Raw genomic sequence first — 26,073 nt, 5'->3', positions numbered from 1 at the left:
CAAAATTGATTTTGCTAGCTATTGCTTGCATGTATTTTTCTTTAACTCAAAAGTTAAAGACCCTACACATTGGTTGTTTGCATTTATTTGTTCAGTTTTCAAAGGTCTACTTTATTTAACTAACAACTCTTAAATCTTACACTAGATTCAATCGATTGTCAAGTTTTTTATGTCTTAGCGACTTTTTTATAATAGCAAATCCGTCTTTTTTTGTCAACACTTTTTTAAAAATATTTTTCAAAAAAAGTTATCTAAATCTGACTGATTCAAGCAGCTATCTTTATCATCTCTCAAAGACATTGGCTAGTATATCAAGTTTCTAGCCCTTCGTCAACTAAAAAATAGAAGTTTCTTAAAGTTTGCTTTTATGTTGTTTATAAGCGTCCGTATTTCTACAAAACGTAAAAATACCTAGAAAAGAACGAACATTAACCGATAAATCGATTATTTATTTCGATAATTAGCGAATATTTCTGATTTAGCAGTAAAATTTTTTGGTAAATTTCTTGATATTTTTTTCTTTTCGGGCCAATTTTTGCTAAAATAAGGCTAGTGATAAGTCTAAAATAAGTGAGTAAAATCTACTTACTTCTATATATTATGTTAGGAGGCTTTTTTGTATGAAAATTTTAGTAGCTGATGATGATAAGGAAATTGTAGAACTATTAAGTATCTATTTACAAAATGAAGGCTATGAACCAGTCAAAGCCTATGATGGCAAAGATGCCTTAAGTAAGGTACGCACAAATCCTGATATTGAGCTTTTGATTTTAGATATTATGATGCCTGAAGTAGATGGTATGCAAGTGGTGAAAGCTTTACGTAAAGAGTCACAAATTCCAATTATTATGTTAACTGCAAAATCAACGGATATGGATAAGATCAAAGGGCTTGTAGCGGGTGCCGATGATTATGTCACTAAGCCATTTAATCCTTTAGAAATTATGGCGCGCGTGAAGTCTCTATTAAGAAGAACGAAAATGCAAGTCAAGGCCAACCAACCTGAAATTTTAGAGGTGGCTTCCTTAGTAATTAATCGAGATTCTCATGAGGTAAAAACGATTAGCGGCAAAGAAATTCAATTAACAGCTTTAGAATTTGGCATTTTATACTTACTTGCTTCTCATCCGAATCGTGTCTTTAGTGCAGACGAAATCTTTGAACGTGTCTGGAAACAAGAAAGTATTGTTTCTGCTAAGACGGTCATGGTGCATGTTAGTCATTTACGCGACAAGATTGAAGAAGCAACTGGTGGCGAAAAGATTATCCAAACTGTTTGGGGTGTAGGGTATAAGATAGATGCAAAATAAAGAGACAAAAGCGGTACATGACAATAAAAAAATCGTACTCACCTCCAAAGAAATCAGCGAATTATTTGCCGAGGGAATTGTAACAGTCATTTTATTACTACTATTAAATGTCTCGTTACTGGTCATTCTTTCAGCAATCATTAAAAGTTCGCCGAATCTGCAAGACGCTATCTTTGAAACGAAATTTATCTTCTCACAAAATTTAGATAATGATTTATTTTGGAGTGGCCGTAACTTTTTGATTCCAATCTTTCTTGTGATAGATGCTTTGGTGCTCTATTGGCGGCTACATCGGCGGTATAAACAAATGCAGCTACGTCATATTATTAGTGAGTTGCACTATATCGCTGAAGGGAACTATGATTATCGGATTCCTTTTGAACTGAAGGGAGATTTAAATCGGATTATTCAAAGTATCAATGGTCTTGTGGATAGTACCATGATGGCGATTGAAGAAGAGCGCAAAATCGAGCAATCTAAAGACGAATTGATTACCAACGTGAGTCACGATATTCGTACGCCACTGACTTCGATTATTGGCTATTTAGGTTTAATAGAAGATAAGCAATATCATTCAGAAGAGGAATTGTTGAAATATACGCACACCGCCTTTATGAAAGCCAAACAGATGAAATCCTTAGTGGAAGATTTGTTTGAATATACGAAGGTTCGCCAATCTAGTGTGCCGATTTACTACATTACTTTTGATATGGTGCAATTAGTCGAGCAGCTAGCCGTCGATTTTGAACTGGAAGCGGCGAAAAAAGGCATCGAGATTATCGTACAGGCCAATCAAAAACAAATCATGATGGAATGCGATACCGAAAAAATTGTCCGCGTCTTTAATAATCTGATTTCCAATGCTTTAAAATATGGTAAAGGTGCTACCCAAATTGTCGTGGAACTAGAGCAAATTAGTCAGGAAGTCATCATTACGGTAAAAAACAATGGCCAAATGATTCCGCAAAAATCTCTGGAACAACTATTTGACCGCTTTTATCGGGTGGAAGAATCGCGCTCACAAGAAACAGGCGGCACAGGATTAGGATTAGCCATCGCCCAAAGTATCATCGCTTTACACGGCGGCTATATCTATGCTAAATCCAACCCAGAGTGGACGAGTTTCATCATGCATCTCCCTATTAAAAAAGGCAAAATCAAAAAATAAATATATGCAGTCATTCTTTTTAGGTGGCTGCGTTTATTTTTTGCACAAATTTGCCAAAACACTTGCAAAATCTAAAATTTAAGCTACAATAAGCGTAAATAGATTTCCTGGAAAGACTAGTAGTTATTGACTCCTTTTTAGAGAGCAGTTGGGTGGTGCAAAACTGTATGGAAGATAGCGAATCCACTTTCTGATAGGACTCGCAAAGAAATTTGTGACGGCTCGCAACCGTTATCCTGTACAAAGTGTAGTATGTAGATACTAAATTTAGGTGGCACCGCGTAATTTACGTCCTAAAGTGTAAGAGATTTTCTTATGCTTTAGGACTTTTTTGTTTACTGCCCCTATGACTTTGTGGATGAGAAGATAAAAAAATTTTTTGGAGGGATTTTGATGTTAGATATTAAAATGATTCGTCAAAATGTAGCCATGGTTAAAGAAAAACTAGCTACCCGCAATGTCGACGAAGCAAAAATCAATGAATTTGTCGCTTTAGATGAAAAACGCCGCGCAGAATTAGTCAAAGTAGAAGAGTTGAAAAAACTTAGAAATGACGTATCTGGTGAAATTGCGCAATTAAAACGCAATAAAGAAAATGCCGATGACAAAATTGCCCAAATGAAAAAAGTCGGTGAAGAAATCAAAGCCTTGGACGAACAAATCGCCCAAATCGACGAAGAACTAACTGCCATCGCCACGACTTTGCCAAACTTGCCACATGAAAGCACGCCAATTGGTAAAGATGAAGATGATAATGTCGAAGTACGCCGTCATGGAACGGTTCGCGAATTTGATTTTGAACCAAAACCTCACTGGGAAATTGCTGAAAACCTTGGTATTTTAGACTTTGAACGTGGGGCTAAGGTGTCTGGTAGTCGTTTTGTCTTTTATAAAGGGTTAGGTGCCCGTTTGGAAAGAGCGATTTACAACTTCATGCTAGATGAACACGGCAAAGAAGGCTATACCGAAGTCATCCCCCCTTATATTGTAAATAGCCATTCAATGTTTGGGACTGGACAATTTCCTAAGTTTAAGGAAGATGTTTTCCAATTAGCCAACACAGATTTGACTTTGATTCCAACGGCTGAAGTGCCATTAACCAACTATTATAATGGCGAAATTTTAGAAGAAGCGGATCTACCTGTTTATTTTACTGCTTTGAGCCCTTCTTTCCGTTCAGAAGCTGGGAGTGCCGGTCGTGATACACGTGGTTTGATTCGCTTGCACCAATTTAACAAAGTCGAAATGGTGAAATTAACCAAACCAGAAGAATCTTACAATGAATTAGAAAAAATGACGCAAAACGCTGAAAATATCTTGCAAAAATTGAACTTGCCTTACCGTGTGGTGGCCTTATCAACTGGTGATATGGGATTCTCTGCGGCTAAAACCTATGACTTAGAAGTATGGATTCCAGCGCAAGATACGTATCGCGAAATCAGTTCTTGCTCAAACTGCGAGGACTTCCAAGCAAGACGTGCCATGATTCGTTACCGTGATGAAAATGGTAAAGTGCAATATGTCCACACGTTGAACGGTTCAGGGCTCGCTGTTGGTCGTACGGTTGCGGCTATCTTAGAAAACTACCAAAACGAAGACGGTAGCGTGACCATCCCTGAAGTCTTAGTTCCATACATGGGCGGCGTAACAGTTATCAAATAAGGTTGTGAGGCAGCTTGATTAGACATGAAGAAATTCGTGTGCTTACCTACCACTGCAAAAATCGGATGAAAGGAGATTTTTGCAAGTGGTAGGGCGAATTTCACAATGTCTAGCTGCCGAATACCGTCAAATAAGATTGTGAGCCAAGTCGATTAGCTCCAAGCATAAGGTTATCAATCAACTTGTGAAAATACGAGAAAATTCATGTATTACCTTCTGCTAAGAAAATCGGATGAAAGGAGATTTTCTTATGCAGGAGGGTGAATTTTCCAAGTATTTAGTTGATTGATACTGATAAAGCTAAGGTTGTCCGGAATGACAGGAAAATCCACCATATTTAAAGATTTTACTAGTTTAAATCATTTGCCAGATGGTGGTTTAACACTGACTGAAATGGCCGGTTACACAACACTGCTTCTCTTGATTAACATTAAAACACACAAAATAAAGCGAATAACCAAACTTAAGTGAAATCCTTAAGCTGGCTATTCGCTTTTTCATTGATATCAATTATTTTTAATGTTCAGATGCTCCAGAAGTGGCATCAGCTTGCCCCCCAGCTTGTGACGCTCCAGAAGTGGCATCGGCTGACGGCATTGCTGCTACTTTGCCACCTGCTAGGTATTGACCTGTTTCTTGTAAATACCAATCCAACCAAGGTTTAAAATTAAAGACAATTTCATTAATTCCAGCAAATGAACCATCAGGATAATACATCGCTTGATAGTTATGCGTATTGATAATGCCTTCTGGGGAACCTGGCACAATCGTACGTACATATTCTTGGTTACCGTTACGCAAAGTACCAACCACCCACTCAACATTTTTCATGCGATTTGCAGGTAAAGAATTATGAACTGTTGATAGTCGATTACCCACTTGACTTGGCACACGTTTAGCCAACATGGTATCCGGATCTTGGTGACTAGCATTATAGTATAAAAATTGATTATTATCATCAGAATAAGTTAATTCAATTGGCATAGCTTTTAAAAACATATTTAATTGGTTCACTGTTAATAGGCCATTATCTAACTTCACATAAGTATCTCCTGAAACAGCGCCTGTTAATTCGGCTGCTTTTTCTAACCAGTCTGGGTCATCTGGATCAATTTCAGTAATCGTAGTAGCAATTGGATGAGAAGCGGTTAAATCTTCTGGTTCAATTGGTTTAGGCTTTTTTAAATGACTGACTACATCCACATATTTTACAAAATTATCTAAACAAGTCTCTAAGAAATTCACCGTACCTACATTGGTAATATTCCCTTCATCATCAAAGGCTTCTTTGGCTTTTCCTAATAAAAATTCATTTCCCGGTAAGGTGTAAGCATTGACCCCAGGAGCATCTAAAATTTTTCGTAGATGAACTTGGGCACGAGAAGTTCCTTGATCATAATAAGAAGCACCCACAATCATTACTGGTTTACTTTCAAATGGATGAACCTTATAAGATAGCCATTCTAAAACACTCTTTAAGGCTGCAGTAATTGTGTGATTGTGTTCAGGCGTTGCAATGATCACACCATCTGCTCGGGTAATTTTATTATAAAGATATCTTAGTTGGAAGCTCTCTTGCCAATCTTCATCTTGATTAAACATTGGTACTTGATCAATTTCCAATAATTCTAATTCAAATTTTGTTTTAAAGTGACGACGAATAAATTCTAATAACTTACGATTATATGATAGTTCTGCATTTGAACCGACAATGCCAACAAATTTTTTCATAGACGTATCCTCTTTTCTTACAAGTTTTCCCAATCAAAGTTTTCTGCATCTTTTTTCAAGGCTTCTTTGGCATGAACCATTTTTTCATTCACTTTTATAAATAAGCGAAAATCAGCAAACAAACCTTCTAACTTATGAATGGTATCTAGATCGATTAAATCCCCATTTTCATCAAATGCTTGTAATGAATGAGCCAATAGAAATTCTGAACTAGGCATAATTGTCGCATTGATTTCTGGTGAATCAAGAATTTGACGTAACTGTGCTTGTGCTCTTGAAGATCCTAATGTTCCGTAAGAGGCACCAGTAATCATCACAGGTTTATTTAATAATGGATGAATCCCATAAGATAACCAAGCCAAAGCACTCATTAACACCGCTGGAATCGAGTGATCATATTCTGGCGTTCCGATAATCACACCATCTGCTTGTTGAATTTTTTCCGCCAATTCTAAAACACTTGCTGGTACTTTACGATTGGCAGGTTTATTAAAAATCGGTAAATCTTTAATTTCTACCAACTCGATACTTGCTTGTTTAGCGAAATGTTTTTGCATATATGCTAGTAACTGTCGATTGGTCGAACGTTGTGAATTTGTTCCTACAATAGCAATTAATTTCATAAAAATTAACCCCCTATAATCTTAAATATTTGGATAGTAAAAAGATTTCAATCCTGAAGAAAGATATACCTGATTTTCTTGATCTACAATAATTCCTTCAAGTTCTGGATGCTGCTCAATCACTGCTAATGCCTCTGAAATAGGTAAACCAAACAAACGACTTGTCCATATTTCACAGGTTAAGGATTGGTTTGCAACAATCGTCAAACTGGCCATCCGCGTTTCAAAAGGAAATCCTGTTTGCGAATCTAGCAAATGATGATACCGCTTTCCATCAACCGTCAAAAAACGCTCATAAATACCTGAAGTGACTACAGATTGATTTTCAATTGCTAATATTCCTAAATGTTGGTGACGTGGCTTTTGTGGATGTTGAATGCCTACATACCATTTGCCATTTTCACGTTTTGGATTAGGACCAAAAGCTAAAAAGTTACCACCTAAATTAATCATCGCACTATGGCATTGTTTTTTCAATTTAGCCATTAAATAGTCAGCAATGTAACCCTTAGCAAGTGCCCCTAAATCAATTTCCATCCCTTTTCGTGCTAAAAATACCGTTTGCTGTTGTGAATCTAAAATGATTTGTTCACTATTGAGCAATGGTAAGGTCGCAAAAATCTCTGTTGGTGTAGGGAGTTTCGCTTGTTTAAAACCAATACGCCACAATTTCACTAAAGGACCAATAGCAATATTCAAATGGCTAGGTTGTGCCAAACTATGCTGCTTGCCAATTGAAATCAACGAAAAAAGCGCTGGACTCACAGCCACTGGACAAACTCCTGCTAAGTGATTTAATTGCATTAATTCAGAGGTTTCTTGATTGGCTGAAAAGCACTGATTTAAAGCTAATAATTCATCTGTTATATTTATGAATATTTTTTCACAATCTAAATCAGAATCTATCCATAAATCAATAAACGTGCCCATCATCTTCCATTGCTTAGATGCTTGCATTTTCTCACATCCTTCTTTTTACGAACTATATGATATCGGTTTCTAAACAAAAATGCAAGAAAAATATTTCACAGAGTGAACTATTATTGTTTATTAGCCAATACGTCAGATGACAGCTTATCCAAAATTCGTTATTATCATTGAAAATATTTTGAAAAATTTTCAGTCTAAAGTCCCCTTGTATTCAGCTTTCAAACATGATAAGTTTAGTGTATATACGAAAATGAAAAATCAATGAGTTTTTTATTTCACAGAATTAGGGGAAAAAGGAGTGGGAAAATGACCGACAATTCAAATGAAAAAACGACAAATTCTAGAAGACAACACCGAGAAGTCCAACTAGAGCATAGAAAGCATAAAACGGGTTGGATGTGGCACTTACCTTTAGCGGTGATTGTTCTGGGGATTGCCTTTTTAATTGTGTTTATCTGGCATAACAAAGACCAGCAAAAAGTCGATACCTTTGAAACGGCTCAAAAACAACTGCTTAAACAGCAACGAATAGCTGATTTTAGTGAAGAAAAAGTTCAAGAAAAACGCTTATACACCGTAACTTTCCATCCGAAAAATGAAAAATTCACGAAAGAACAACCTTTAATAGAAGAAAAATTCCAAGAGATGAAGGTCGCTTTCCAGAAAAAACATAAAATTGATGCGGGTACAACTTGGATTAAAAAAATCGAAAAGCATGTCTTAAATCCAAAAATGAATAAAATTGTGCTATCCAGCCAATTCTTCACATGGAATCCAGACAAGGAAAAATTTCATGAGCAACCACTGCAACAGAGTGCACTTTTACTCTCTAGTGAAACAGGACAAACTCCAAGTGCTAAACAAATTATTGGTAGTGATGAAAATCTACTCACCATCAAACCACTTGTGCAACAAAAGATTTTAGAGCAAGTCAAAGCGCCTGATAAAGTGATTGATCAAGTCTTAAATTTAAAAAATCTGAACATGGATCAAAAGATGAAAATTCAAGATAATCAGCTAAAAATTACTTTAGATAAGAAAATTGGGAATCTAAAAACTGTAAGCTTACCTTTGAATTTAGTGTTACCTTATATCGATCAAAACTATGCCATAGGTCAAACCCAAGAGCAACTGCCTGGCCTCGATCCGAATAAAAAGTACATCGCTTTAACTTTTGATGACGGTCCAAAAGCGCAAACCACCAATCAATTGTTAGATATTTTAGCAGCCCAACAAGTGAAGGCCACTTTCTTTATGTTAGGAAGTAGCGCACGTCAATATCCTGAAGTGGTGAAACGGGCCGCAAGTGAAGGGCATGAAATCGGTAGCCACTCTAATGTGCATAATAATTTACGTTCGATGGCTCCAGATGCAATCAAAACGGATATCCATGAAGCCGATAAGTCTATTTATCTAGCAGGTGGAAAGCTACCTAAGATTTTGCGTCCGCCATATGGTGCGATTAATAGCCAAGGTGCACAGGTTATCGACAAGGCCATCATCCAGTGGAATATTGATTCACGTGACTGGGAGCTAAAAAATACACCGCTGATTGTGCAACATGTCTTACAAACGGTACAGCCTGGTTCGATTATTTTGATGCATGATATTTATCAAACCACCATTGATGCGGTCACTCCAATCATTGAACAATTACGTGCGCAAGGCTATGAATTCGTGACAGTTGACCAATTGCTGCAATATCAAGACAAACCACGGATGCAATACTTTAGCCAAGACGATGCCCGTACTGTATAAACTAAAAAATCCTAGCCTACATGCAAAAAGTAGACTAGGATTTTTTGATTTGCTCTATCCGCTCGTGGCTGTTCGACCCAGCTCACAACCTTGTTTTAATCTGTGTTCGCCGGGTAACTCCTGTGCATCTAAGCCGCCTTGGCTAGAAAAGTCTTTAACCTTGCGGACTTTTCTGCCAATTCGGATCTTAGCTGCTTGGAGTTGACCGACCCGGCTCACAACCTTGATTCACGGTGTTCGGCAGCTAGACATTGTGAAATTCGCCCTCCCACTTGCAAAAATCTCCTTTCATCCGATTTTCGCAGTGGTAGGTAAGCACACGAATTTCTTCGAGGCTTTCCAAGCTGCCTCACAACCTTTTATTAAAATTCGGCGGAGTAGTTTGGTGCTTCTTTAGTGATTTGGACGTCATGTGGGTGAGATTCACGTAAGCCATTGCCACTCATACGTACAAATTGGGCATTTTCACGTAAAGCTTCTAAATTAGCGGCTCCGACATAACCCATACCAGCTTTCAATCCACCAATCATTTGGAAGATAATATCGGCTACACTACCTTTGTAAGCGACACGACCTTCAATTCCTTCTGGGACAAGTTTATTGGCTTCGTTCACGCCACCTTGGAAGTAACGGTCACTTGAACCTTTTTCCATCGCCCCTAATGATCCCATACCACGATAAGTCTTGAAGCGACGACCTTGGTAGATTTCGAATTCACCTGGAGATTCATCCGTACCAGCTAACATACTTCCTAGCATCACCGCAAAACCACCAGCGGCTAAAGCTTTCACGATATCACCTGAGTACTTGATTCCTCCATCGGCAATGATTGCTTTTCCATATTGACGAGCCACACTAGCCGCATCGTAAATCGCTGTTAATTGTGGCACACCAACACCCGCAACGATACGAGTCGTACAAATAGAACCAGGTCCGATTCCAACTTTGACGACATCGACACCGGCATCATATAAAGCCTTCGTACCTTCTGCAGTCGCTACATTTCCGGCAATTAAAGTCGCTTCAGGGAAAGTTTCGCGGATTTCTTTAATCTTGCGTAAAACCCCTGCACTATGACCATGCGCAGTATCAATTACAATCGCATCAGCACCGGCTTGCAATAACGCTTGGGCACGTTCAAAAGTATCACTTGTAACCCCAACAGCTGCAGCCACTAATAGACGACCATGTTCATCTTTAGCTGCATTTGGAAATTCAATTACTTTTTCGATATCTTTAATCGTAATTAAACCACTTAGACGACCTGCTTCATCCACGATTGGTAATTTTTCGATTTTATGTTGTTGTAAAATCTTTTCGGCATCTTTTAGTGAAGTTCCAACTGGCGCTGTCACTAGATTTTCTTTCGTCATGACTTGTTCAATTGCAATCGAATAATCTGTCACAAAACGCATGTCACGGTTGGTAATGATACCGACTAATTTGCGGTTTTCCAATGTTTCAACAATTGGCACCCCACTAATGCGATATTTACTCATCAAGTGTTCTGCATCACTGACTAAATCTTGTGGTGTTAAGAAGAATGGATCAATGATAACGCCACTTTCTGAACGTTTTACCTTACGAACTTCATCTGCTTGAGCTTCGATGGACATATTTTTGTGAATAACCCCTAATCCACCTTGACGTGCCATTGCAATCGCCATTTTGCTATCAGTGACGGTATCCATGCTTGCACTAATAATAGGAATGTTCAACTTAATATTTTTCGCAAGTTGCACGCTCATATCGACATCATTTGGCAAGACGTGACTTTCTGCTGGGATAAGCAAAACATCATCGAACGTTAATCCTTTTTTCGCGAATTTAGTCTCCCAATTTGACATTTCTTCACACACCTCGTTTAATAAATTTTTGATTGGTTTTATGTCAAACAATCGTGATTTTCAGCGATTGGTCCGGCATAAAAATTTGGATATTTTTAATGATGAACATAGCAAAAAAAACAAGAGAAGTCAAGGATTCTGACTAGATTCTCATCAAATTGCTAAGGTTGGGGGGAATTTATCGCTCATTTTATCAATCATTTATCGCTCATTTGTCGCTCATTTTCTGACCATTCTTCCATAGACACACCGCAAAAACACCTGCAAGCACGAAACTTACAGGTATTTGTGTCTATTCGTTTATAAGATTTTGATTACGATAATAAATCCACGCTTCAACGACCAAGGCCAAAATAGCAATCATAAATACAACACGAACGCCAAAATACTGGGCTAGACTACTCATGACTAGAGTAAATAAAGAAAAACTAAGCGTACTAATCACTTCTAAGGCAGCATATAGATGGACCAACTGATTTTCTGCCACCGCTGATTGAAGTAAGACGGTTTCCGGAATTTCCTTCAATTGTGAGAAGAAGCCAATCCCCACTGAACAAATAAGAAAAATCCAAGCATTCGCACTCACTAAGCCAAGCAACGTCATACTCGCAGCAAAAAGTAACGCAAAAATAATACTCTTACCCTTTTTGCCACTCACCTTTTCAGCATAGCGATAAATCAAAGCACCACCTAAAATGATGCCCAGTGAATAAGTCGTGTTGATATATCCCCAATAATGCTCATCTTGATGCAAAATCTGCGTAACGAAAACCAAAATAATTGAGGAAACCCAAATGCTATTGGCTAAAATTTCGAACAAATTACAACCGACCACCACACTCAATGTCTTGTTTGTAAAAATGAAGCGCCATCCTTTTGTCACACTTTGCCAACTGGTCTCATTTTCGATAACCTCACACTGGGCAGTAGGCAAAACAAAGGATAGGATGCTCGCCAACAAATACAACGCAAAAATAACCCACAAGCTACCTACTAAATGCAAATAGCCATACAAGATACCACCTAAGGACCAGCCGACAACCGAAATAATCTCACTAACGGTCGCAAACAAGGCATTTCCTCTAGCTAAATCTGTCAAATAGGTAGGAATTAAAGCAGTACTCACCGGCTGCGCAAAACCATCAAAAATCGAAATCCCTACAATACAAATGTAAACAACGGCAATAGGATAAGCACAAATGTTTAAACTAACGACCAATAAGAGTAAAAGTAGCGTCTTAGCCAGTTGCGTAAAACTCAATACTTGATTCATTGGCAATTTTTTGGTCACTAATGGCACCAAAAAGCTGGAGATAAAAGCACTTAAACCAATTAATACAGGAATGACGGTGGTAGCCATCACAGAATGCGTGACTAAATAAATATCCGCTATCAAACTTAAGCGTAAAAAAACATCAGCCAAGTTAGCTAGCGATTGCGAAGTTACTAAAAGATAAAATGAACGAAACACGAAAAATCTCTCCTTTAATCATAGATGATCAGGCGAAATTTAGCATCTCTAGCTTTTTTGGCTATTCAATTCAATGAGACAAGCGAGCTAGCAATACCGTTCGCCTGTTATAGTTCGATGTTTCGTATCTTACATTTAACTTCTTCCTCTCTGTTTTACTATCACGTTTTTGTTGTTTTAAGCGTATCGTAATTTTTTCACAATGTCAATATAAAAATGAAAATTCGATGAGATTCAGTTAGACTATCTTGATTCATTTTTATAAATATAAAAGCACATAAATAAACACCTGCAAGCACGAAACTTACAGGTGTTTTTGTTTATATTGAATAAGCTTTATGACTCTTTCTAATATCTTGGAAAAATTTCTCCGCTCGAGGCTGACCGAGTCGCTTCACAACCTTTTATTTCAATGCGATGATTTGGTCGTAGTGTGCTTTTTGGTCGATATGGTGGGCGATTTCGATAATGGTTAGTGGTAGGCTCAAAATCAATTCGTGGACTTTTTTGGCGTTTTCTGGGTCAAGGGAGGCCGTGGCTTCATCAACTAAAAGTACTTCCTTTTGACGCAGTAACGAACGCGCAATCTCTAGGCGAATCTTCTGCCCACCGGAGATATTTTCCCCATTGTTTTCAATTTTCACATCCAAAATATCGGTAAATTCCGAAGTTAACCCTACTTGATCGAGCGCTTTTAGCATTTGTTCATCGGTAAAATCAGAACCTAACGCTAAATTGTAACGGATGGTCTGATTAAATAAATGCGGACTTTGTGAAATCAAGCCAATATTAGCCGCAAAATTGTCCACTGTCTGACCATTTTTTTCACGGAAAATAATTTGTCCCTCATCCAACGTTTCATCGCCTAAAAGCATCGCAAAGAAGGTTGATTTCCCACAACCACTCGGACCAGTTAAGAGATATTTTTTGCCGCGTTCAAAAGCTTGTGAAAAGTTTGTAAACAAGATACGTTCGCCAAAACTTTTCGCTAAATCTTGCACTTGTAATTGTGAAAGTTGGGCATTTGCAGCTGGATGAACAATCAGAGGAGTCTCTTCTAATGCAAAGATTTCGACAAATTTATCTTTGATGGAATTACTTGCTCTAAGCTGATTATAACAGTCAATCGCTTCACCTATGCTAGTACCAAAAGATCTAGACGCTACAAACATCGCAATCAAACTCGCCATCGTTACCCCAGAAACACCCAAACTTTGAAGATAAAAACCGATAAACAATGGTAAGACTTGCGCAATAAAGCCAACTAAACCTAAAACAAATTGTGCCCCTTTACGGATGACAGTCGCTTTTTTTCGCGCATTTTCATAAGCGACTGTTGCGTCATTCACTTGTGAAAAAGCAGCATCCAAAGCTTGATTCATGCGTAAAGTTTGCTGACCATTCATCGCGTCCATGATTTTTGATAGCAAGGTACTACGAGTCGTTGATTGCTTGCCCCCTGATTCGTCAATTTTTTTATCAAAGGCGTGACGAACAAAAATCGATAACGTCGCACAAACAATAAATAATGCACCTACAATGACATTTTGATATAACAAATACGCAGACAACACGATGATGAATTGTATTCTCACTAGTACCAATAATGCCATTGTCATATATTGTTGAAAGAAGAATTCGACATCTTGCGTTAAAATAGCAATTTGCTCGTCTTCAGTATAGGAGTGCTTGCGTGTCGTGAGTAGCTGATACAGTTTCACTCGCAACTCGCCCGTACGATAGACCATATAATAATTGCTCAACAGATTATCCGCTAACATCAAGGCATAAAGTAAAAGATAAACGCACAAACCATAGAAGATAAAGCTCCAGACTTGATCCATTCCTTGTGCGTGTTCAAGCGTGAAAAGTCGTTTTAAAATCAATGGTTCACACAAAATACACAGCGTTGAAATAAAGCCTAATAGTATTAAAAGAGCTACAACCTTTTTTCCCATAATTTTGACAAACATCTAAGCCACCTCCCAATCAATCACTGCATCATATACACTTAAATCGTCTACATAATGTGCTACTTCGATAATCATAATTGGTAGTGAAAGTAGGAGTTGACGGACTTTACGTGCATTTGCTGGATCGAGTGCCGCAGTAATTTCATCGGCGAGTAGGATATCTTTTTGCCGCAATAAAAAGCGTGCAATCTCTAGACGTACCCGCTGACCGCCAGAAACATTTTTCCCATTATCTTCCACTTGAAAATCCAAACCTTCAGGAAATTCTTGATCCAATCCGACTTGTTGTAAGACCGTTAACAATTGCTCGTCTTGAAAATCTTGACCAAGGCTGAGGTTTTCGCGGATAGTCGCATTGAATAGATACGGATTTTGCTGAATCATCCCGACATTTTGCGTAAAGTCTGTAAAGGAGTGCTGTAAATGATCATAAACTGCAATCTTCCCTGCATCGAGGGTTTCTTCTTTACTAATGAGCTTGAGTAAGGTACTCTTACCACTACCACTTGCCCCACGAATTAAATAATGCTTGCCGGCTTCAAAAGTATAGTTAAAATCCTGTAAAATACGTTTTTTATCAAAGCTTTTCGCAACATCCGTACAGACCAAACGTTGAAGCTGTTCGACATAATTCGTTTGCGGACTTTCAGGGACTTCATCGAGCACCGCATAGACTTTTTCTGTCGTGCTTTTTGCTTCTTGAAAGGCTAACAGCGAGTACATCATCGTTTGTAATGGATTTGTTAATGTACCTGAAGCAATAAACATCGCCACAAGTGCTGCAAAATTCGTTTCTTCAAAAAAGTGAGGGAATAAAAAGTATAAGGCAATCGGTACTACTCGACCTAAAAACATAGTAATCCCATTAAAGAAGAATAGAAAATTATAGATATAGTAGTATTTCGCACGTTTACTTTCATAATCCATAATCTGCGTTTTCATATCGGCAAATGTCGCTTGATTGGCTTGATTATGTAAAATGGTGCCTCGACCTTTCACAAAATCCATCAACTGCGCCATCACCTCGTTACGGGCAACCCCTTGCGCTTCACCGACTTTTTCCGTATAGCTATTTAGTAATAATTGTGGCAGTGGTCGCAATAAAGAAAGAATAACAAATAGTAGACCGAGTTTCACATTTTGTAAGATAAGATAACCCGACACTGCACAAAAACTAAGTAGCATGGCAACAAATTTAAACACTTCTTCTACATAGTAATCATGGAAAAATTCGACATCTTGGCTCAAGAGATTAATGGCATCGGATTTGGCTGCTTTTTCATTGGCATATAATTTCCGTTGCACCAATTGTCGACGAATATTGACCAAAGCTTCTTGTGTGGCTTCAGAGGTTACTACATCGGATAGATACTGCAAACCATTAAAAAGCACATACACACCTAGACCAGATAAAGTCAACTTCAATAACGAAGCCATGTCCGTTAGCTGATCTGTATTTAACACTTTGTCAATGACGATGGGCGAAACTAACCCCCAAAAGGCGCCGAGAACTGCCATGACGAAGAATCCTAAGCGCCAGCGATGTACATAACGAAATAACCGCATAAAAACACTCCTTTTTTCTGTTTTCAAATAAAAGAAGTTAAGGTATATGTGGGGGAGACACACTTATACCTTAACTTTCAATGCTTCTTATGAATTAGCGCAGAAAAAGTTTATATTAACACTTATTTCACGCTCAGCGTTAAATGTTTTGTTTTCTGAAATATTCATAAAGTAAAACTCCTTTCATTTATAATACGTCAAGCACATCGTTATAACCTTTTGTCAGTGCAAATAAAGCTAAACTCTTCTGTATCCGTCTTTTATTCGATTGACACAGCCTCTCCCAAGAGCTAGTTTTACTATTCCTAACTAAAGGACAATGACCAGACTTGCATATCAACACATAGGGACAATCCTGACATCTTTCAACATCTATATTTTTGACCCAATGTTTCCGCTTAGTTTCATTGATACTTTTCGTAACAATATTTCCAAAAACGTTTTGTGAACTATACAAATCAATCGTACACGCCTGTATAATTCCTCTAACGTTGAACATATAATGGTTTAATCGATTGGCATAACAAGTAAATGAATTATGCAACAAACTTTCTGGATAGTTGAGTTTATACCCATTTTCATAGGCTTTTCTAGCAAATTCATAACTCCTATCCTCTGCTAACATTCGTACACAATAATCTTTTTCTCTAGATCCTTGTCCCCAATCAGAAACGTTGTAAAAAAGTAACTCAAATCTTTCATCATTTTTCAAAAATTTACCATCTTGATCTAAAAAATTACTTACCGAAACCAAATTCGATTCAGATAAATTAAATCTAATTATGCAATTAAATTGAAAAGTACTAGAAGATAGTTGTTTTAAATTATTCAATATCCTTTGATAAGAACCTTGACCATTTGCTAAAACACGTTGGCTATCATGTCCTTCTTGATCACCATCTACTGTAATCTGAAAGCTAGTAACTGAACATTTTTCAATAAGTTCTGCTTGTTTATTACGCGTAAGAAGAAATCCGTTTGTTGTAATATCTGAAGAATAGGTAACTCCATACCTATCACAATATTCTTGAAATTTACTAGATAAAGCTTTAATGGTTCGATAGCCTAAAAGTGGTTCCCCGCCAAACCAGTGAACATGAAATTGCTTATAATTTTTTACAGACAATAATTTTTCAGCAAATTCACTAATTGCCTGTTCCACTTCTTCACTCATTACAATATCTTCAAATTTTTCATAGCAATATTTACATCTAAAATTACAATCTCCATGTGTTAAAATTGTGAACTCTAGAATTTTTTCGTCCGTTTTTGTAATCTTAGCTGTGACTTTTTCGAATTCATTATCTTCTTGGTTATAGTGATAGGATTTTAAATATGTTTCATACTGATTTTGTATTTCTACATCATCTTTCATCTTCTCAACTAATCGAGAGCTGATAAAAAATGAATGATTATTTTTGGTATTATAATAAACTCTACCCTCGTCAGTATCGGTATGAAGAATATAAGGCGATAATTTCATGTTTAAACACCTCCGAGCTATCTATGAGCCCATTATATACCCAAATTCCATTAATCTAAAATTCATCCCATATATGCAATCTAGCTATCACTACCCAACATTTTAGCTAATTCTTCTTCAAATGAACTGGCAATATTATGGCAATCCACCAATTTTAATCCAGCAATAATCTTTTTCATTTCGATAATCGCGTTATCCTCTCCATCTTTTTTATATCTGAGCATTTGTTTAGCAAAATAAAAATAATAACGTTCATAAATTTCTGTTTCCTTAAAAAAGGTCATTTCTAGTTGTTTTTCAAAATAATGTGCATCTAACCATTTATTTCGTTCAATACACATAATAAAGGCATTAACATTCATCGAAGCAATGATTCTTCTATTTTTTGAAATCTCTCTATACAAATCCGTCCGACGATTCATTTCTTTTAACAGCATCATACTCATTTCGTGATTTAAAGAGGATAACAAATTAGAAAAAATCAATAATTCATATTCTCCCCAATAATCCACTTTCATCAAATAATCAATGACAAATTCCATATCCTCTTCACTATGTGTTTTTTTATTCGTAAGATTTCCTAAATATATCTTAATAATAATAGTATTTAAACGTTTAAAAATATTTAATTCATCTGTTTTTTCTTTCTGTGCAATCAACAACTTATTTAATCCAGCTACATCTTTACTATAGAATAGCGTTTGTATTTTTTCCCATGAACCACTTATTTCATCTTTTTTAAAATCGTTCATTACATACATAAATTCATCTACAGGCATTTTGATTTTTCGTAAAGCCTTAATAAATTTTGTTATCGTTAAATCGCTTTCTCCTTTTTCAAATCTAGATAACTGTGAAGTAGATAAACCACTTTCAGCAATATCTTTTAGACTTAACCCTCTTGCTTCGCGATAAGTTTTAAAAATTTCTCCATAGTTCTCCATAATATCCTACTCCTTGCATATATGGGATAAACAAAAACTTACTAGGCAATCCCTTTACTCATTTAGCTGCAGTACCTTATTTAAATGTTCCTCAAAATTTTCAGCTAGATGCTGGCTATCCGCTATTTTGACTGCAGCAATAATTTTGTTAATCACTTCTAAATATTTCTCATCTTTTGAAACTTTATAATTATAAATATTTTTAGCATATTTAAAAAACAACCGCTCATATAAATCCGTCTCTTCAATATCCATTCGTACAATTTGTTTTTCGATATAATCCGCTGAAATAAAATCATTTGCCTCAACACAGGTAATATAAGCATTGATATTCATAATGATAATTAACTTTTTATTTCTAGGAATATCTTTATAAAAATCCACTCGTCGATTCATCTCTCGTAACAACGTCATATATAATTGCGGTTCTAACACATCAATCACACTGGAAAAAATTAATAGTTCATATATTCCCCAATATTCGACACTAAATAAATACTCGCTTAACTCTTTAATATCCTTTAATTCATACTGATTACAAGAATTTAAAAATGACAATCTAATTTTTATAATCAAAATATGCAACCTATGATAAATTGAATCATCCGTCTTTTCTTGGTAAATAACTAATAAGTTTTTCAATCCCTTAGCATCATGGTTTATGAGATATTTATTTATCTGATACAAAAGTTCACTCAAATCATCTCTTTTAAAGTTATTAACGACATAAAGATATTCATCAATGGAAATATTCATTTTTTTCAAGATTGCAATGAATTTCGTAATCGTCAAGTCACTTTCACCATTTTCAAAGCGTGATATTTGTGAAGTAGAAACGCCCATTTTTGAAATATCTGCTAAGCTTAGATGTCTAGATTCTCGTAATTTTTTAAATACCGTTCCAAATTTTTCCATAACTCTCCCCCTTATCCCTTATATGGGAAATAAAATGATACATGTGAATTTTCTACTAATATATAGGCATAATTGTTTTTAAAGGAGATGATTTCATATTGAATAAGAAAATACAAAACACCTTAAAAATACTCTTACTTCTCGGAGGTTTCATCATTATTCCTATAATTTAATAAATAATGTTTTATTTAAAAGACTTCAAAAGATCCGCAATACCTCCTTCAAGCAAGTACTCATGTGTTACATTAATATACCACCAAAAAACGAATACTTTTTATAGATTTACAACCTATTCCTATTATAAGTGAATCTGTTTGTAGCAACAATATCTACTTGCTATCGACATAATATAATGTAACTATTCTTCAATAACTATTGTGTATAGGATATCCATGATTCATCCTGTATAAATGAGTTCAATCAAATTGCTAAAAAAAACAGTCCACAAACATCTCTGAAAAAAGACGTTTGTAGGCTGTTGATTGTTTCAATTAGTTATTTTTGACGAGTACGTGGGCTGGATAGGCTGCTGACGATATTGAATTTTTTCTTCAAATAGAAACGCAAACCTAAAGCAATGGCCCCTAAAATCATCATGATAATTGGATTTAAGATTGGCTGTGGAATCAAGGCACTTCCCATGATTACGACAAACCATAATGCAAAGCTACCAACTAAGATTGCAATGACTTTGCCCCCACGAGGACGTTTTTTCACATCTGCGCCAGGCATTTGGTATTGATAGACATAGCGGTGCATCAGATAGAAGACCCAGCCACCGACTGCCGCTGTACCAAATAACGTCAACACGCCATATGGTTGGGCTTGTCCTTTACTAAACTGAGCAACTAGACCGATAAACAGACCGAATAATCCCAATAACAATAAGAAATTATCTAACCAAATCATCACTGGTTGGCTATTTGGTTTGGCTTCTTCGGCTGGTTTATTAATAATCGCATCTGTACGCTCAGAAACAGTGCCAAACAATTGACGCGCAGTGACGCCACTTTTTTGTTCACGCACCAAAACTGGCAACATCTCATGTAAAACAACGGCTAATTCTTCTTCAGAGAGGTTCGCTGCGTTTAATGCTTTTTTCAAGTCAAAAATATATTGCTGATTACGCTTGGTGAGTTGTGTTTCTAGCTCGCGGTTTTGTGCAACATATTCTCTAAGTGTTTCTACTTCCATCTACTTTCCAAGTTCCCCTTTCCAATTACTGAATAGTCAGTAAAGCGGATTCTTATCTACATTGTAACAAAATTTTAGGCTTTGTGATAGAACTTTTTTAAACGTTAAATCTAAAGAGCATAATATCGCCGTCTTGCACTTCGTAATCTTTACCTTCTAAACGGACACGACCAGCTTCTTTAGCCGCATGCATCGTGCCATAATGATCTAAGTCTTCAAAAGATACAGTTTCAGCACGGATAAAGCCTCGTTCAAAGTCAGAGTGGATAATCCCCGCACATTGAGGAGCTTTCATCCCTTTTCTAAAGGTCCAAGCACGGACTTCTTGCTCACCGGCTGTAAAGTAAGTCGCTAAACCTAATAAATCATAGGCTGCACGAATTAATTGATCTAAGCCTGATTCTTCAATCCCCATCGCTTCTAAAAATTCAGCTTTGTCCTCTTCTTCTAACTCGGCAATTTCTTCTTCTGCCCGTGCACAAACAATGATGACTTCTGCATTTTCACTTGCTGCAAATTCCTTTACTTGTTTGACATACGGATTGTTCTCGCCATCTGCCACTTCATCTTCAGACACATTTGCGACATATAATACCGGTTTGGTCGTCAATAGGAATAAGCCCTTCACAATTTTTTGTTCTTCTTCACTAAATTCGACGCTACGAGCAGATTTTCCTTCTTCTAAAACAGGTTTAATCTTATCTAAGACTGCCAATTCCGCCACCGCATCTTTATCTTTGGTTTTAGCGACTTTGGCTACACGAGTATAGCGTTTGTTCACAGATTCCAAGTCCGCTAGCACCAACTCTAAATTAATCGTTTCGATATCGGCAATCGGATCCACGCGACCTTCAACGTGAGTAATATTCTCATCGTCAAAGCAACGGACCACATGACAAATCGCATCCACTTGACGAATGTGGCTTAAAAATTGGTTTCCTAGTCCTTCCCCTTTACTTGCTCCTTTTACAATTCCGGCAATATCGGTAAATTCAAAGGTGGTTGGGACTTCTTTTTTCGGTTTGACTAATTCTGTTAATCGTTTCAAACGCCAATCAGGGACTTCCACCATGCCGACGTTAGGATCGATGGTCGCAAAAGGATAGTTCGCTGCTTCTGCGCCAGCTTTTGTAATTGCGTTAAATAAAGTAGATTTGCCGACATTTGGTAAACCTACAATTCCAGCAGTTAATGCCATTTTTATTGTTCCTCAGCTTTCACTAATATTTTCTTCATTTTTTTGGTAAATTCGCGTCTAGGCATCATGACGATATGCTCGCATCCTAGACATTTTATTTTGATATCGGCACCCATGCGAATGATTTGCCAACGATTCGTCTTACAGGCATGCGGTTTTTTCATTTCAACAATATCATTTAAATCAAACATACGCCTCACCTATTTCTTTTTTCGCTAATTTTTCACGGACTTTCATCAAGGAATAGCCTAGCAAATTGCTTCCTTGTTTTTATGAATCAAAATGAATATCCAAAATATCTAAAATACGGGTTAAATCATTTTGTGAAAGGTATTCGATTTCGATTTTTCCTTTGCCGTTTTTCTCTTGGATCGCTACACTGGTGCCAAATTTATCCATCAAACGCTCTTCACTTTCACGTAAATAATACGGTTTTTCCTTCATCAAGCGCGGAATTTTTTTCTTCTCTTTGGCTTCATTCATCTCAGAAACTAGTTTTTCCAATTGACGGACAGTAAGATTTTCTTTGACGCAACGGTTGGCTAGTTTTAATAAATTGCTCTTATCTTTTAAGCCTAGTAGTGTGCGGGCTTGTCCCATCGATAGGCGCTCTTCTTGGACCATTTCTTTGACTAATTTTGGTAAAGATAACAAGCGCAAATAATTGGCGATATACGGACGACTCTTGCCTAAACGCTCAGCCACTTGCGCTTGCGTTAATTTCAAGTTTTTCATCAGCATATCATAGGCCTCGGCTTCTTCTAGCGGATTTAAATCTTCACGCTGCAAGTTTTCCAAGACCGCAATTTGCATCATCATCTCTTCGTCAAAGTTACGGATAATTGCAGGAATATTCGTTTTGCCCGCAAGTTTTGAAGCTCTAAAGCGACGTTCTCCGGCAATGATTTCATATCCTTTAATCTGTGAACGACGGACAATAATCGGTTGAAACACGCCAGAACGTTCGATGGAGTTGGCCAATTCTTTTAACGACTGCTCATCAAAAGTTTTTCGCGGTTGATAAGGATTTGGTCGCAATTCATTGAGCGGTAAGTCCAATACTTCTTCTTTTTTCACATCGACTTCTTCAATATCTTGGAATAACGCATCGATGCCACGTCCTAAACCTTTGCCTTTATTTTTCACGCGCTAACACTTCCTTTGCTAGAGCTTGATACACTTCGGCTCCTTTTGAACGAATATCATAATCGATAATGCTCAAGCCATGACTTGGTGCTTCTGAGAGTCTGACATTGCGTGGGATTACCGTTTCATACACTTTTTCCTGGAAGTAACGGCGCACTTCTTCGACCACTTCAGCTCCGAGATTGGTTCTGGCATCAAACATCGTCAACAAGACACCTTCAATGGCCAAATCTGGATTGAAATGTTTTTGCACCAAACGAACCGTATTTAATAACTGACTCAAACCTTCTAAGGCATAATACTCACACTGTACCGGAATCAAAATGGAATCACTCGCGGTAAAAGCATTGATAGTTAAATGACCTAAAGAAGGCGGACAATCAATCAAAATATAATCGTAATCGGCTTTAATTTCATCTAAGGCTAATTTCAAACGAGACTCACGAGCCATCATGGAAGTCAATTCAATTTCGGCCCCGGCTAATTGTAAAGTCGCTGGCACAATAAATAAATTTTCACGACTGGTTGGTAAAATCGTCTCTTTAATGTCGACTTCATTGACTAAAATATCGTAAATATCTTCTTTGACGTCGGGTTTTCTAATCCCCACGCCGCTTGTTGCATTTCCTTGGGCATCGATATCGACTAACAACACTTTTTTGCCAAGATAAGCTAAACTACCCCCTAAATTGACGGTCGTTGTTGTCTTACCAACGCCTCCTTTTTGATTTGCTACTGAAATAATGCGTACCAACTCGTGCACCTCCATAAATTATTGAATCGGTTTTTTATTGGGTAATCCTGGTTTGCGCGGATATTTATTCGGCGTTTCTTTGCGCTTTTGAATCACTAAAATATGGCGCTCATCGTTTAACTCCGGCAATGCAAAGGCAATATCTTCTATAAATTTTCCGCCTAATGTGGCAATGGCTTTTTGCGCTTCTTGCAGTTCTTCTTCACTTTTCGCTGCTTTTAGTGCATAGAAGTAGCCTTGTTTTTTCACTAATGGCAGACACAATTCGCTCAAGACATTCAATCTCGCCACCGCCCGTGCAGTCACATAGTCAAACTGTGCGCGGAATTTAGGATTTTGCCCGAAAGTTTCCGCCCGATCATGGTAAAACGCCACCTGTTCTAAGCCTAGTTCAGCAGCTAAATGCGTTAAAAACTGGATGCGTTTGTTTAACGAGTCCACAATCGTCACCTTTAACTCAGGAAAAACAATTTTTAACGGAATACTTGGAAAACCCGCTCCTGAGCCGACATCGCATAATTTGGCATTTTCGTCTAATTGTAGGGCCAAACCAAGCATAATCGAATCATAAAAGTGCTTGAGATAGACTTCTTTTTCTTCCGTAATGGCGGTCAGATTCATCTTTTCATTCCACTCCACCAGCAAAGCAAAATATCGTGCAAATTGCTGTTCCTGGACGGGTGTTAATTCGATACCCTTTGCCGCCAAACTTGCTTTAAATTCTTCTGGGTTCATCTATTTACCTCAATTTTTTCTACTAGGACTGATTCTTTTGTGAAACAGAATTTTTGTTTCACAGAACAATTACTACTTTACCGTAAATCCGCCAAAGTGTAAACCTTTATCCGCAAAAACAACCTAGCTTTTTCCTTCATCTATTATAGCATTTTTCTATCTTAAAACTAGTCAATGACAAAATACGCTCCCTAGTCATGCTTAATAAGACCGGCCCAGCAAATATATGCCTATTCTATTGATTTCTCTGCCTAAATGTTTCACGTGGAACAAAATGTGGGCTTGCCAACTTTTTGATGCAGTGTGATTTTGGTTTATATAATGAAGGAATTACCTTTCTAATAAGTCTACAGCTTTCGTTTTCCCAGTATACCTCTTTTTTTACCTGAATAATCTTTGACAGTTGCAATCCGTAAAAATTGCTTTACCCCTTGCACGCCAAAGGATAGGTGGATTTGGTTCGCCTAAAAAAGTGTTGTATGTGATACAGAATAGAATGATTATTTGAAAAGTATGCACATGTCTAAAAGATAAAAATAAATGAACAAGCCTTCCAAAAATTTTGGGAGGTTTTTTCGCGCTTTTGAGATTTTTTTGCGTATTTAATAAGTAGCAGCAAAAAACTTATACTCCAGATACTATACTAGATGATTTTTGGATTTTTTGAGTCCAATGGCGAGTTGACTGTTCGTACTTCTTTTGATATCCAATGAAAAGGTTTTATAGTATAATAAATTTGTGGAGAAGAAAGGATATTTTCATGAAAAAAGAAAATAAAAATCCAGTGTATTTTGGATTGACCAACGATATTATCTTTGGTTGGATTATGAAAAGTGAGGAGAACTGTTTAGCCATTATCCGCGCGATTTTACCAGAACTAAACATTACTAGCATTGTTCATAAAGAGATCCAACACGACATTACCCCAGTAGCCTCCACTCGCGGTGTTAGATTTGATGCCGTGGTGCAAGATGACCAAAAACGTTATTATGATATTGAAATGCAGGTGGAAAATACCGGCGACTTAGGAAAACGTGCACGCTATTATCAGTCACAAATTGATAATGAAACCCTAATGAAAGGACAGAACTTCCATAAGTTAAAAGAAAGTTTTGTTATTTTCTTATGTGCATTTGATCCGTTTAGCTATAGATTACGCCGCTACCAATTCCATCAATATGAAGACACGATTCGGAATTTACGCTTAGATACGCATTCACATGTGCTTTTTATCAATTCAAAGGGGACGGAAGGTGAAGTATCAAATGATTTGGCAGGGATTATCGATGTGATGAACCAAAAGCCTAATCAAACCAATCCCCTAGCAAGTAAATTAATGAAGGAAATTGATTATTATAACCAAGATTCAGAAAAGAGGCGAGAACTGATGGACTATGCAACAAGACTTGAAGACGAGCGATTAATTGGAGAAAGAATAGGCGAGAAAAGAGGTAGAAAAGAAGGTAAAATAGAAGGAAGGCTAGAAGAAAGAAAAGAAGGGGTACGAAATATCATTATTGAGTTTAAAGCGAATCAAACTGCCCCTAATATTATTTTTCGATTTATCAAAAATGCATATAGAGGCAAACTTACTGATGAAGAGATACAACAAATAATAGATGACGTGGAAGAAAATGAGTAAGTAGTATCGTCTGTATTCGGAAA

21 protein-coding genes and 1 other annotated feature are annotated in these 26,073 nt (G+C 37.0%); of the genes, 5 read left to right on the top strand and 16 right to left on the bottom strand.

Annotated features, from left to right (window positions below; genetic code table 11):
• The first annotated feature begins 620 nt into the window (after positions 1 to 620).
• The 3 genes from ACTQZM_RS05990 (at position 621) to serS (ending at position 4,140) form a co-directional block, all read left to right on the top strand.
• Complete coding sequence (locus ACTQZM_RS05990) at positions 621 to 1,310, top strand: response regulator transcription factor (protein WP_016250547.1); 690 nt, start codon at positions 621 to 623, stop codon at positions 1,308 to 1,310.
• Positions 1,300 to 2,478 carry a sensor histidine kinase gene (locus tag ACTQZM_RS05985; protein WP_441653196.1) on the top strand — a complete coding sequence of 393 codons (1,179 nt, stop codon included), beginning with the start codon at positions 1,300 to 1,302 and terminating at the stop codon, positions 2,476 to 2,478. The genes ACTQZM_RS05990 and ACTQZM_RS05985 overlap by 11 nt, the downstream gene beginning before the upstream one ends.
• A 98-nt stretch (positions 2,479 to 2,576) precedes the next feature.
• Positions 2,577 to 2,777: a binding site (T-box leader), on the top strand.
• 94 nt (positions 2,778 to 2,871) lie between these two features.
• Positions 2,872 to 4,140 carry a serine--tRNA ligase gene (serS, locus tag ACTQZM_RS05980; protein ID WP_441653195.1) on the top strand — a complete coding sequence of 423 codons (1,269 nt, stop codon included), beginning with the start codon at positions 2,872 to 2,874 and terminating at the stop codon, positions 4,138 to 4,140.
• A gap of 516 nt (positions 4,141 to 4,656) precedes the next feature.
• Here serS and ACTQZM_RS05975 read toward each other — a convergent pair.
• Genes ACTQZM_RS05975 through ACTQZM_RS05965 form a run of 3 tightly spaced genes read right to left on the bottom strand, consistent with a single transcriptional unit; the run spans position 4,657 to position 7,451 of the window.
• Entirely contained in the window at positions 4,657 to 5,871 is a 1,215-nt protein-coding gene (locus tag ACTQZM_RS05975) for an NAD(P)H-dependent oxidoreductase (RefSeq protein WP_441653194.1), read from the bottom strand.
• Between the two features lie 17 nt (positions 5,872 to 5,888).
• Complete coding sequence (locus ACTQZM_RS05970) at positions 5,889 to 6,494, bottom strand: NADPH-dependent FMN reductase (protein ID WP_248626017.1); 606 nt, start codon at positions 6,492 to 6,494, stop codon at positions 5,889 to 5,891.
• A 21-nt stretch (positions 6,495 to 6,515) separates the two neighbouring features.
• A complete protein-coding gene (locus tag ACTQZM_RS05965) occupies positions 6,516 to 7,451 on the bottom strand; it encodes an FAD:protein FMN transferase (protein ID WP_441653193.1) in 936 nt (311 codons plus the stop codon).
• A gap of 279 nt (positions 7,452 to 7,730) precedes the next feature.
• On the opposite strand from ACTQZM_RS05965, the gene ACTQZM_RS05960 reads away from it, so the two are divergent.
• Positions 7,731 to 9,182: a polysaccharide deacetylase family protein gene (locus tag ACTQZM_RS05960; RefSeq protein WP_441653192.1), complete on the top strand. Its 1,452-nt coding sequence runs from the start codon at positions 7,731 to 7,733 to the stop codon at positions 9,180 to 9,182.
• Positions 9,183 to 9,544: 362 nt separating this feature from the next.
• On the opposite strand, the gene guaB is transcribed toward ACTQZM_RS05960, so the two are convergent.
• The 13 genes from guaB to rsmG form a co-directional block, all read right to left on the bottom strand.
• Positions 9,545 to 11,029: an IMP dehydrogenase gene (gene guaB, locus ACTQZM_RS05955; protein ID WP_016250540.1), complete on the bottom strand. Its 1,485-nt coding sequence runs from the start codon at positions 11,027 to 11,029 to the stop codon at positions 9,545 to 9,547.
• Between the two features lie 292 nt (positions 11,030 to 11,321).
• Positions 11,322 to 12,500, bottom strand: coding sequence for an MFS transporter (locus tag ACTQZM_RS05950; RefSeq protein ID WP_441653191.1), 1,179 nt, complete (start codon positions 12,498 to 12,500; stop codon positions 11,322 to 11,324).
• 404 nt (positions 12,501 to 12,904) lie between these two features.
• Positions 12,905 to 14,473, bottom strand: a complete 1,569-nt coding sequence (locus ACTQZM_RS05945; protein ID WP_441653190.1) for an ATP-binding cassette domain-containing protein — start codon at positions 14,471 to 14,473, stop codon at positions 12,905 to 12,907.
• Entirely contained in the window at positions 14,474 to 16,039 is a 1,566-nt protein-coding gene (locus tag ACTQZM_RS05940; protein WP_441653189.1) for an ATP-binding cassette domain-containing protein, read from the bottom strand.
• 187 nt (positions 16,040 to 16,226) lie between these two features.
• The gene (locus ACTQZM_RS05935; protein ID WP_087402543.1) at positions 16,227 to 17,522 is read right to left on the bottom strand and encodes a radical SAM/SPASM domain-containing protein; all 1,296 of its coding nucleotides are present in this window, start codon (positions 17,520 to 17,522) and stop codon (positions 16,227 to 16,229) included.
• An 80-nt stretch (positions 17,523 to 17,602) separates the two neighbouring features.
• Positions 17,603 to 18,466 carry an Rgg family transcriptional regulator gene (locus ACTQZM_RS05930; protein WP_441653188.1) on the bottom strand — a complete coding sequence of 288 codons (864 nt, stop codon included), beginning with the start codon at positions 18,464 to 18,466 and terminating at the stop codon, positions 17,603 to 17,605.
• Between the two features lie 54 nt (positions 18,467 to 18,520).
• A complete protein-coding gene (locus ACTQZM_RS05925) occupies positions 18,521 to 19,381 on the bottom strand; it encodes an Rgg family transcriptional regulator (RefSeq protein WP_441653187.1) in 861 nt (286 codons plus the stop codon).
• 495 nt (positions 19,382 to 19,876) lie between these two features.
• Positions 19,877 to 20,575: a DUF1129 domain-containing protein gene (locus tag ACTQZM_RS05920; RefSeq protein ID WP_441653186.1), complete on the bottom strand. Its 699-nt coding sequence runs from the start codon at positions 20,573 to 20,575 to the stop codon at positions 19,877 to 19,879.
• Positions 20,576 to 20,672: 97 nt separating this feature from the next.
• Positions 20,673 to 21,773, bottom strand: a complete 1,101-nt coding sequence (gene ychF, locus ACTQZM_RS05915; protein ID WP_113827509.1) for a redox-regulated ATPase YchF — start codon at positions 21,771 to 21,773, stop codon at positions 20,673 to 20,675.
• A 2-nt stretch (positions 21,774 to 21,775) separates the two neighbouring features.
• The gene (locus tag ACTQZM_RS05910; RefSeq protein WP_016250529.1) at positions 21,776 to 21,964 is read right to left on the bottom strand and encodes a DUF951 domain-containing protein; all 189 of its coding nucleotides are present in this window, start codon (positions 21,962 to 21,964) and stop codon (positions 21,776 to 21,778) included.
• Positions 21,965 to 22,043: 79 nt separating this feature from the next.
• Positions 22,044 to 22,919, bottom strand: a complete 876-nt coding sequence (locus ACTQZM_RS05905; RefSeq protein WP_047242584.1) for a ParB/RepB/Spo0J family partition protein — start codon at positions 22,917 to 22,919, stop codon at positions 22,044 to 22,046.
• Positions 22,909 to 23,673, bottom strand: a complete 765-nt coding sequence (locus tag ACTQZM_RS05900) for a ParA family protein (RefSeq protein WP_441653185.1) — start codon at positions 23,671 to 23,673, stop codon at positions 22,909 to 22,911. The genes ACTQZM_RS05905 and ACTQZM_RS05900 overlap by 11 nt, the downstream gene beginning before the upstream one ends.
• A gap of 18 nt (positions 23,674 to 23,691) precedes the next feature.
• Positions 23,692 to 24,408 (bottom strand): 16S rRNA (guanine(527)-N(7))-methyltransferase RsmG, encoded by a 717-nt coding sequence (gene rsmG, locus ACTQZM_RS05895; protein ID WP_441653184.1) that lies wholly within the window; start codon positions 24,406 to 24,408, stop codon positions 23,692 to 23,694.
• Positions 24,409 to 25,168: 760 nt separating this feature from the next.
• Here rsmG and ACTQZM_RS05890 point away from each other — a divergent pair.
• On the top strand, positions 25,169 to 26,050 hold the full coding sequence (locus ACTQZM_RS05890) for an Rpn family recombination-promoting nuclease/putative transposase (protein WP_441653183.1): 882 nt from the start codon (positions 25,169 to 25,171) through the stop codon (positions 26,048 to 26,050).
• Positions 26,051 to 26,073: the final 23 nt, after the last annotated feature.

It is taken from the genome of Enterococcus cecorum (assembly GCF_052119425.1).
Taxonomy (GTDB): Bacteria; Bacillota; Bacilli; order Lactobacillales; family Enterococcaceae; genus Enterococcus_E; species Enterococcus_E cecorum_C.
The sequence above is the reverse complement of the archived record's forward strand: the minus strand, read 5'-3'. Positions and strand labels throughout refer to the sequence as shown.

Bases quoted from the DNA above. Each gene is read 5' to 3' on its own strand.
- ACTQZM_RS05985 (WP_441653196.1), top strand. From the start codon at position 1,300: ATGCAAAATAAAGAGACAAAAGCGGTACATGACAATAAAAAAATCGTA.
- ACTQZM_RS05945 (WP_441653190.1), bottom strand. From the start codon at position 14,473: ATGTTTGTCAAAATTATGGGAAAAAAGGTTGTAGCTCTTTTAATACTA.
- ACTQZM_RS05930 (WP_441653188.1), bottom strand. From the start codon at position 18,466: ATGGAGAACTATGGAGAAATTTTTAAAACTTATCGCGAAGCAAGAGGG.
- ACTQZM_RS05890 (WP_441653183.1), top strand. From the start codon at position 25,169: ATGAAAAAAGAAAATAAAAATCCAGTGTATTTTGGATTGACCAACGAT.
- ACTQZM_RS05940 (WP_441653189.1), bottom strand. From the start codon at position 16,039: ATGCGGTTATTTCGTTATGTACATCGCTGGCGCTTAGGATTCTTCGTC.
- ACTQZM_RS05935 (WP_087402543.1), bottom strand. From the start codon at position 17,522: ATGAAATTATCGCCTTATATTCTTCATACCGATACTGACGAGGGTAGA.
- ACTQZM_RS05965 (WP_441653193.1), bottom strand. From the start codon at position 7,451: ATGCAAGCATCTAAGCAATGGAAGATGATGGGCACGTTTATTGATTTA.
- ACTQZM_RS05990 (WP_016250547.1), top strand. From the start codon at position 621: ATGAAAATTTTAGTAGCTGATGATGATAAGGAAATTGTAGAACTATTA.
- ACTQZM_RS05925 (WP_441653187.1), bottom strand. From the start codon at position 19,381: ATGGAAAAATTTGGAACGGTATTTAAAAAATTACGAGAATCTAGACAT.
- ACTQZM_RS05975 (WP_441653194.1), bottom strand. From the start codon at position 5,871: ATGAAAAAATTTGTTGGCATTGTCGGTTCAAATGCAGAACTATCATAT.
- guaB (WP_016250540.1), bottom strand. From the start codon at position 11,029: ATGTCAAATTGGGAGACTAAATTCGCGAAAAAAGGATTAACGTTCGAT.
- ACTQZM_RS05910 (WP_016250529.1), bottom strand. From the start codon at position 21,964: ATGTTTGATTTAAATGATATTGTTGAAATGAAAAAACCGCATGCCTGT.
- ACTQZM_RS05970 (WP_248626017.1), bottom strand. From the start codon at position 6,494: ATGAAATTAATTGCTATTGTAGGAACAAATTCACAACGTTCGACCAAT.
- ychF (WP_113827509.1), bottom strand. From the start codon at position 21,773: ATGGCATTAACTGCTGGAATTGTAGGTTTACCAAATGTCGGCAAATCT.
- serS (WP_441653195.1), top strand. From the start codon at position 2,872: ATGTTAGATATTAAAATGATTCGTCAAAATGTAGCCATGGTTAAAGAA.
- rsmG (WP_441653184.1), bottom strand. From the start codon at position 24,408: ATGAACCCAGAAGAATTTAAAGCAAGTTTGGCGGCAAAGGGTATCGAA.
- ACTQZM_RS05960 (WP_441653192.1), top strand. From the start codon at position 7,731: ATGACCGACAATTCAAATGAAAAAACGACAAATTCTAGAAGACAACAC.
- ACTQZM_RS05920 (WP_441653186.1), bottom strand. From the start codon at position 20,575: ATGGAAGTAGAAACACTTAGAGAATATGTTGCACAAAACCGCGAGCTA.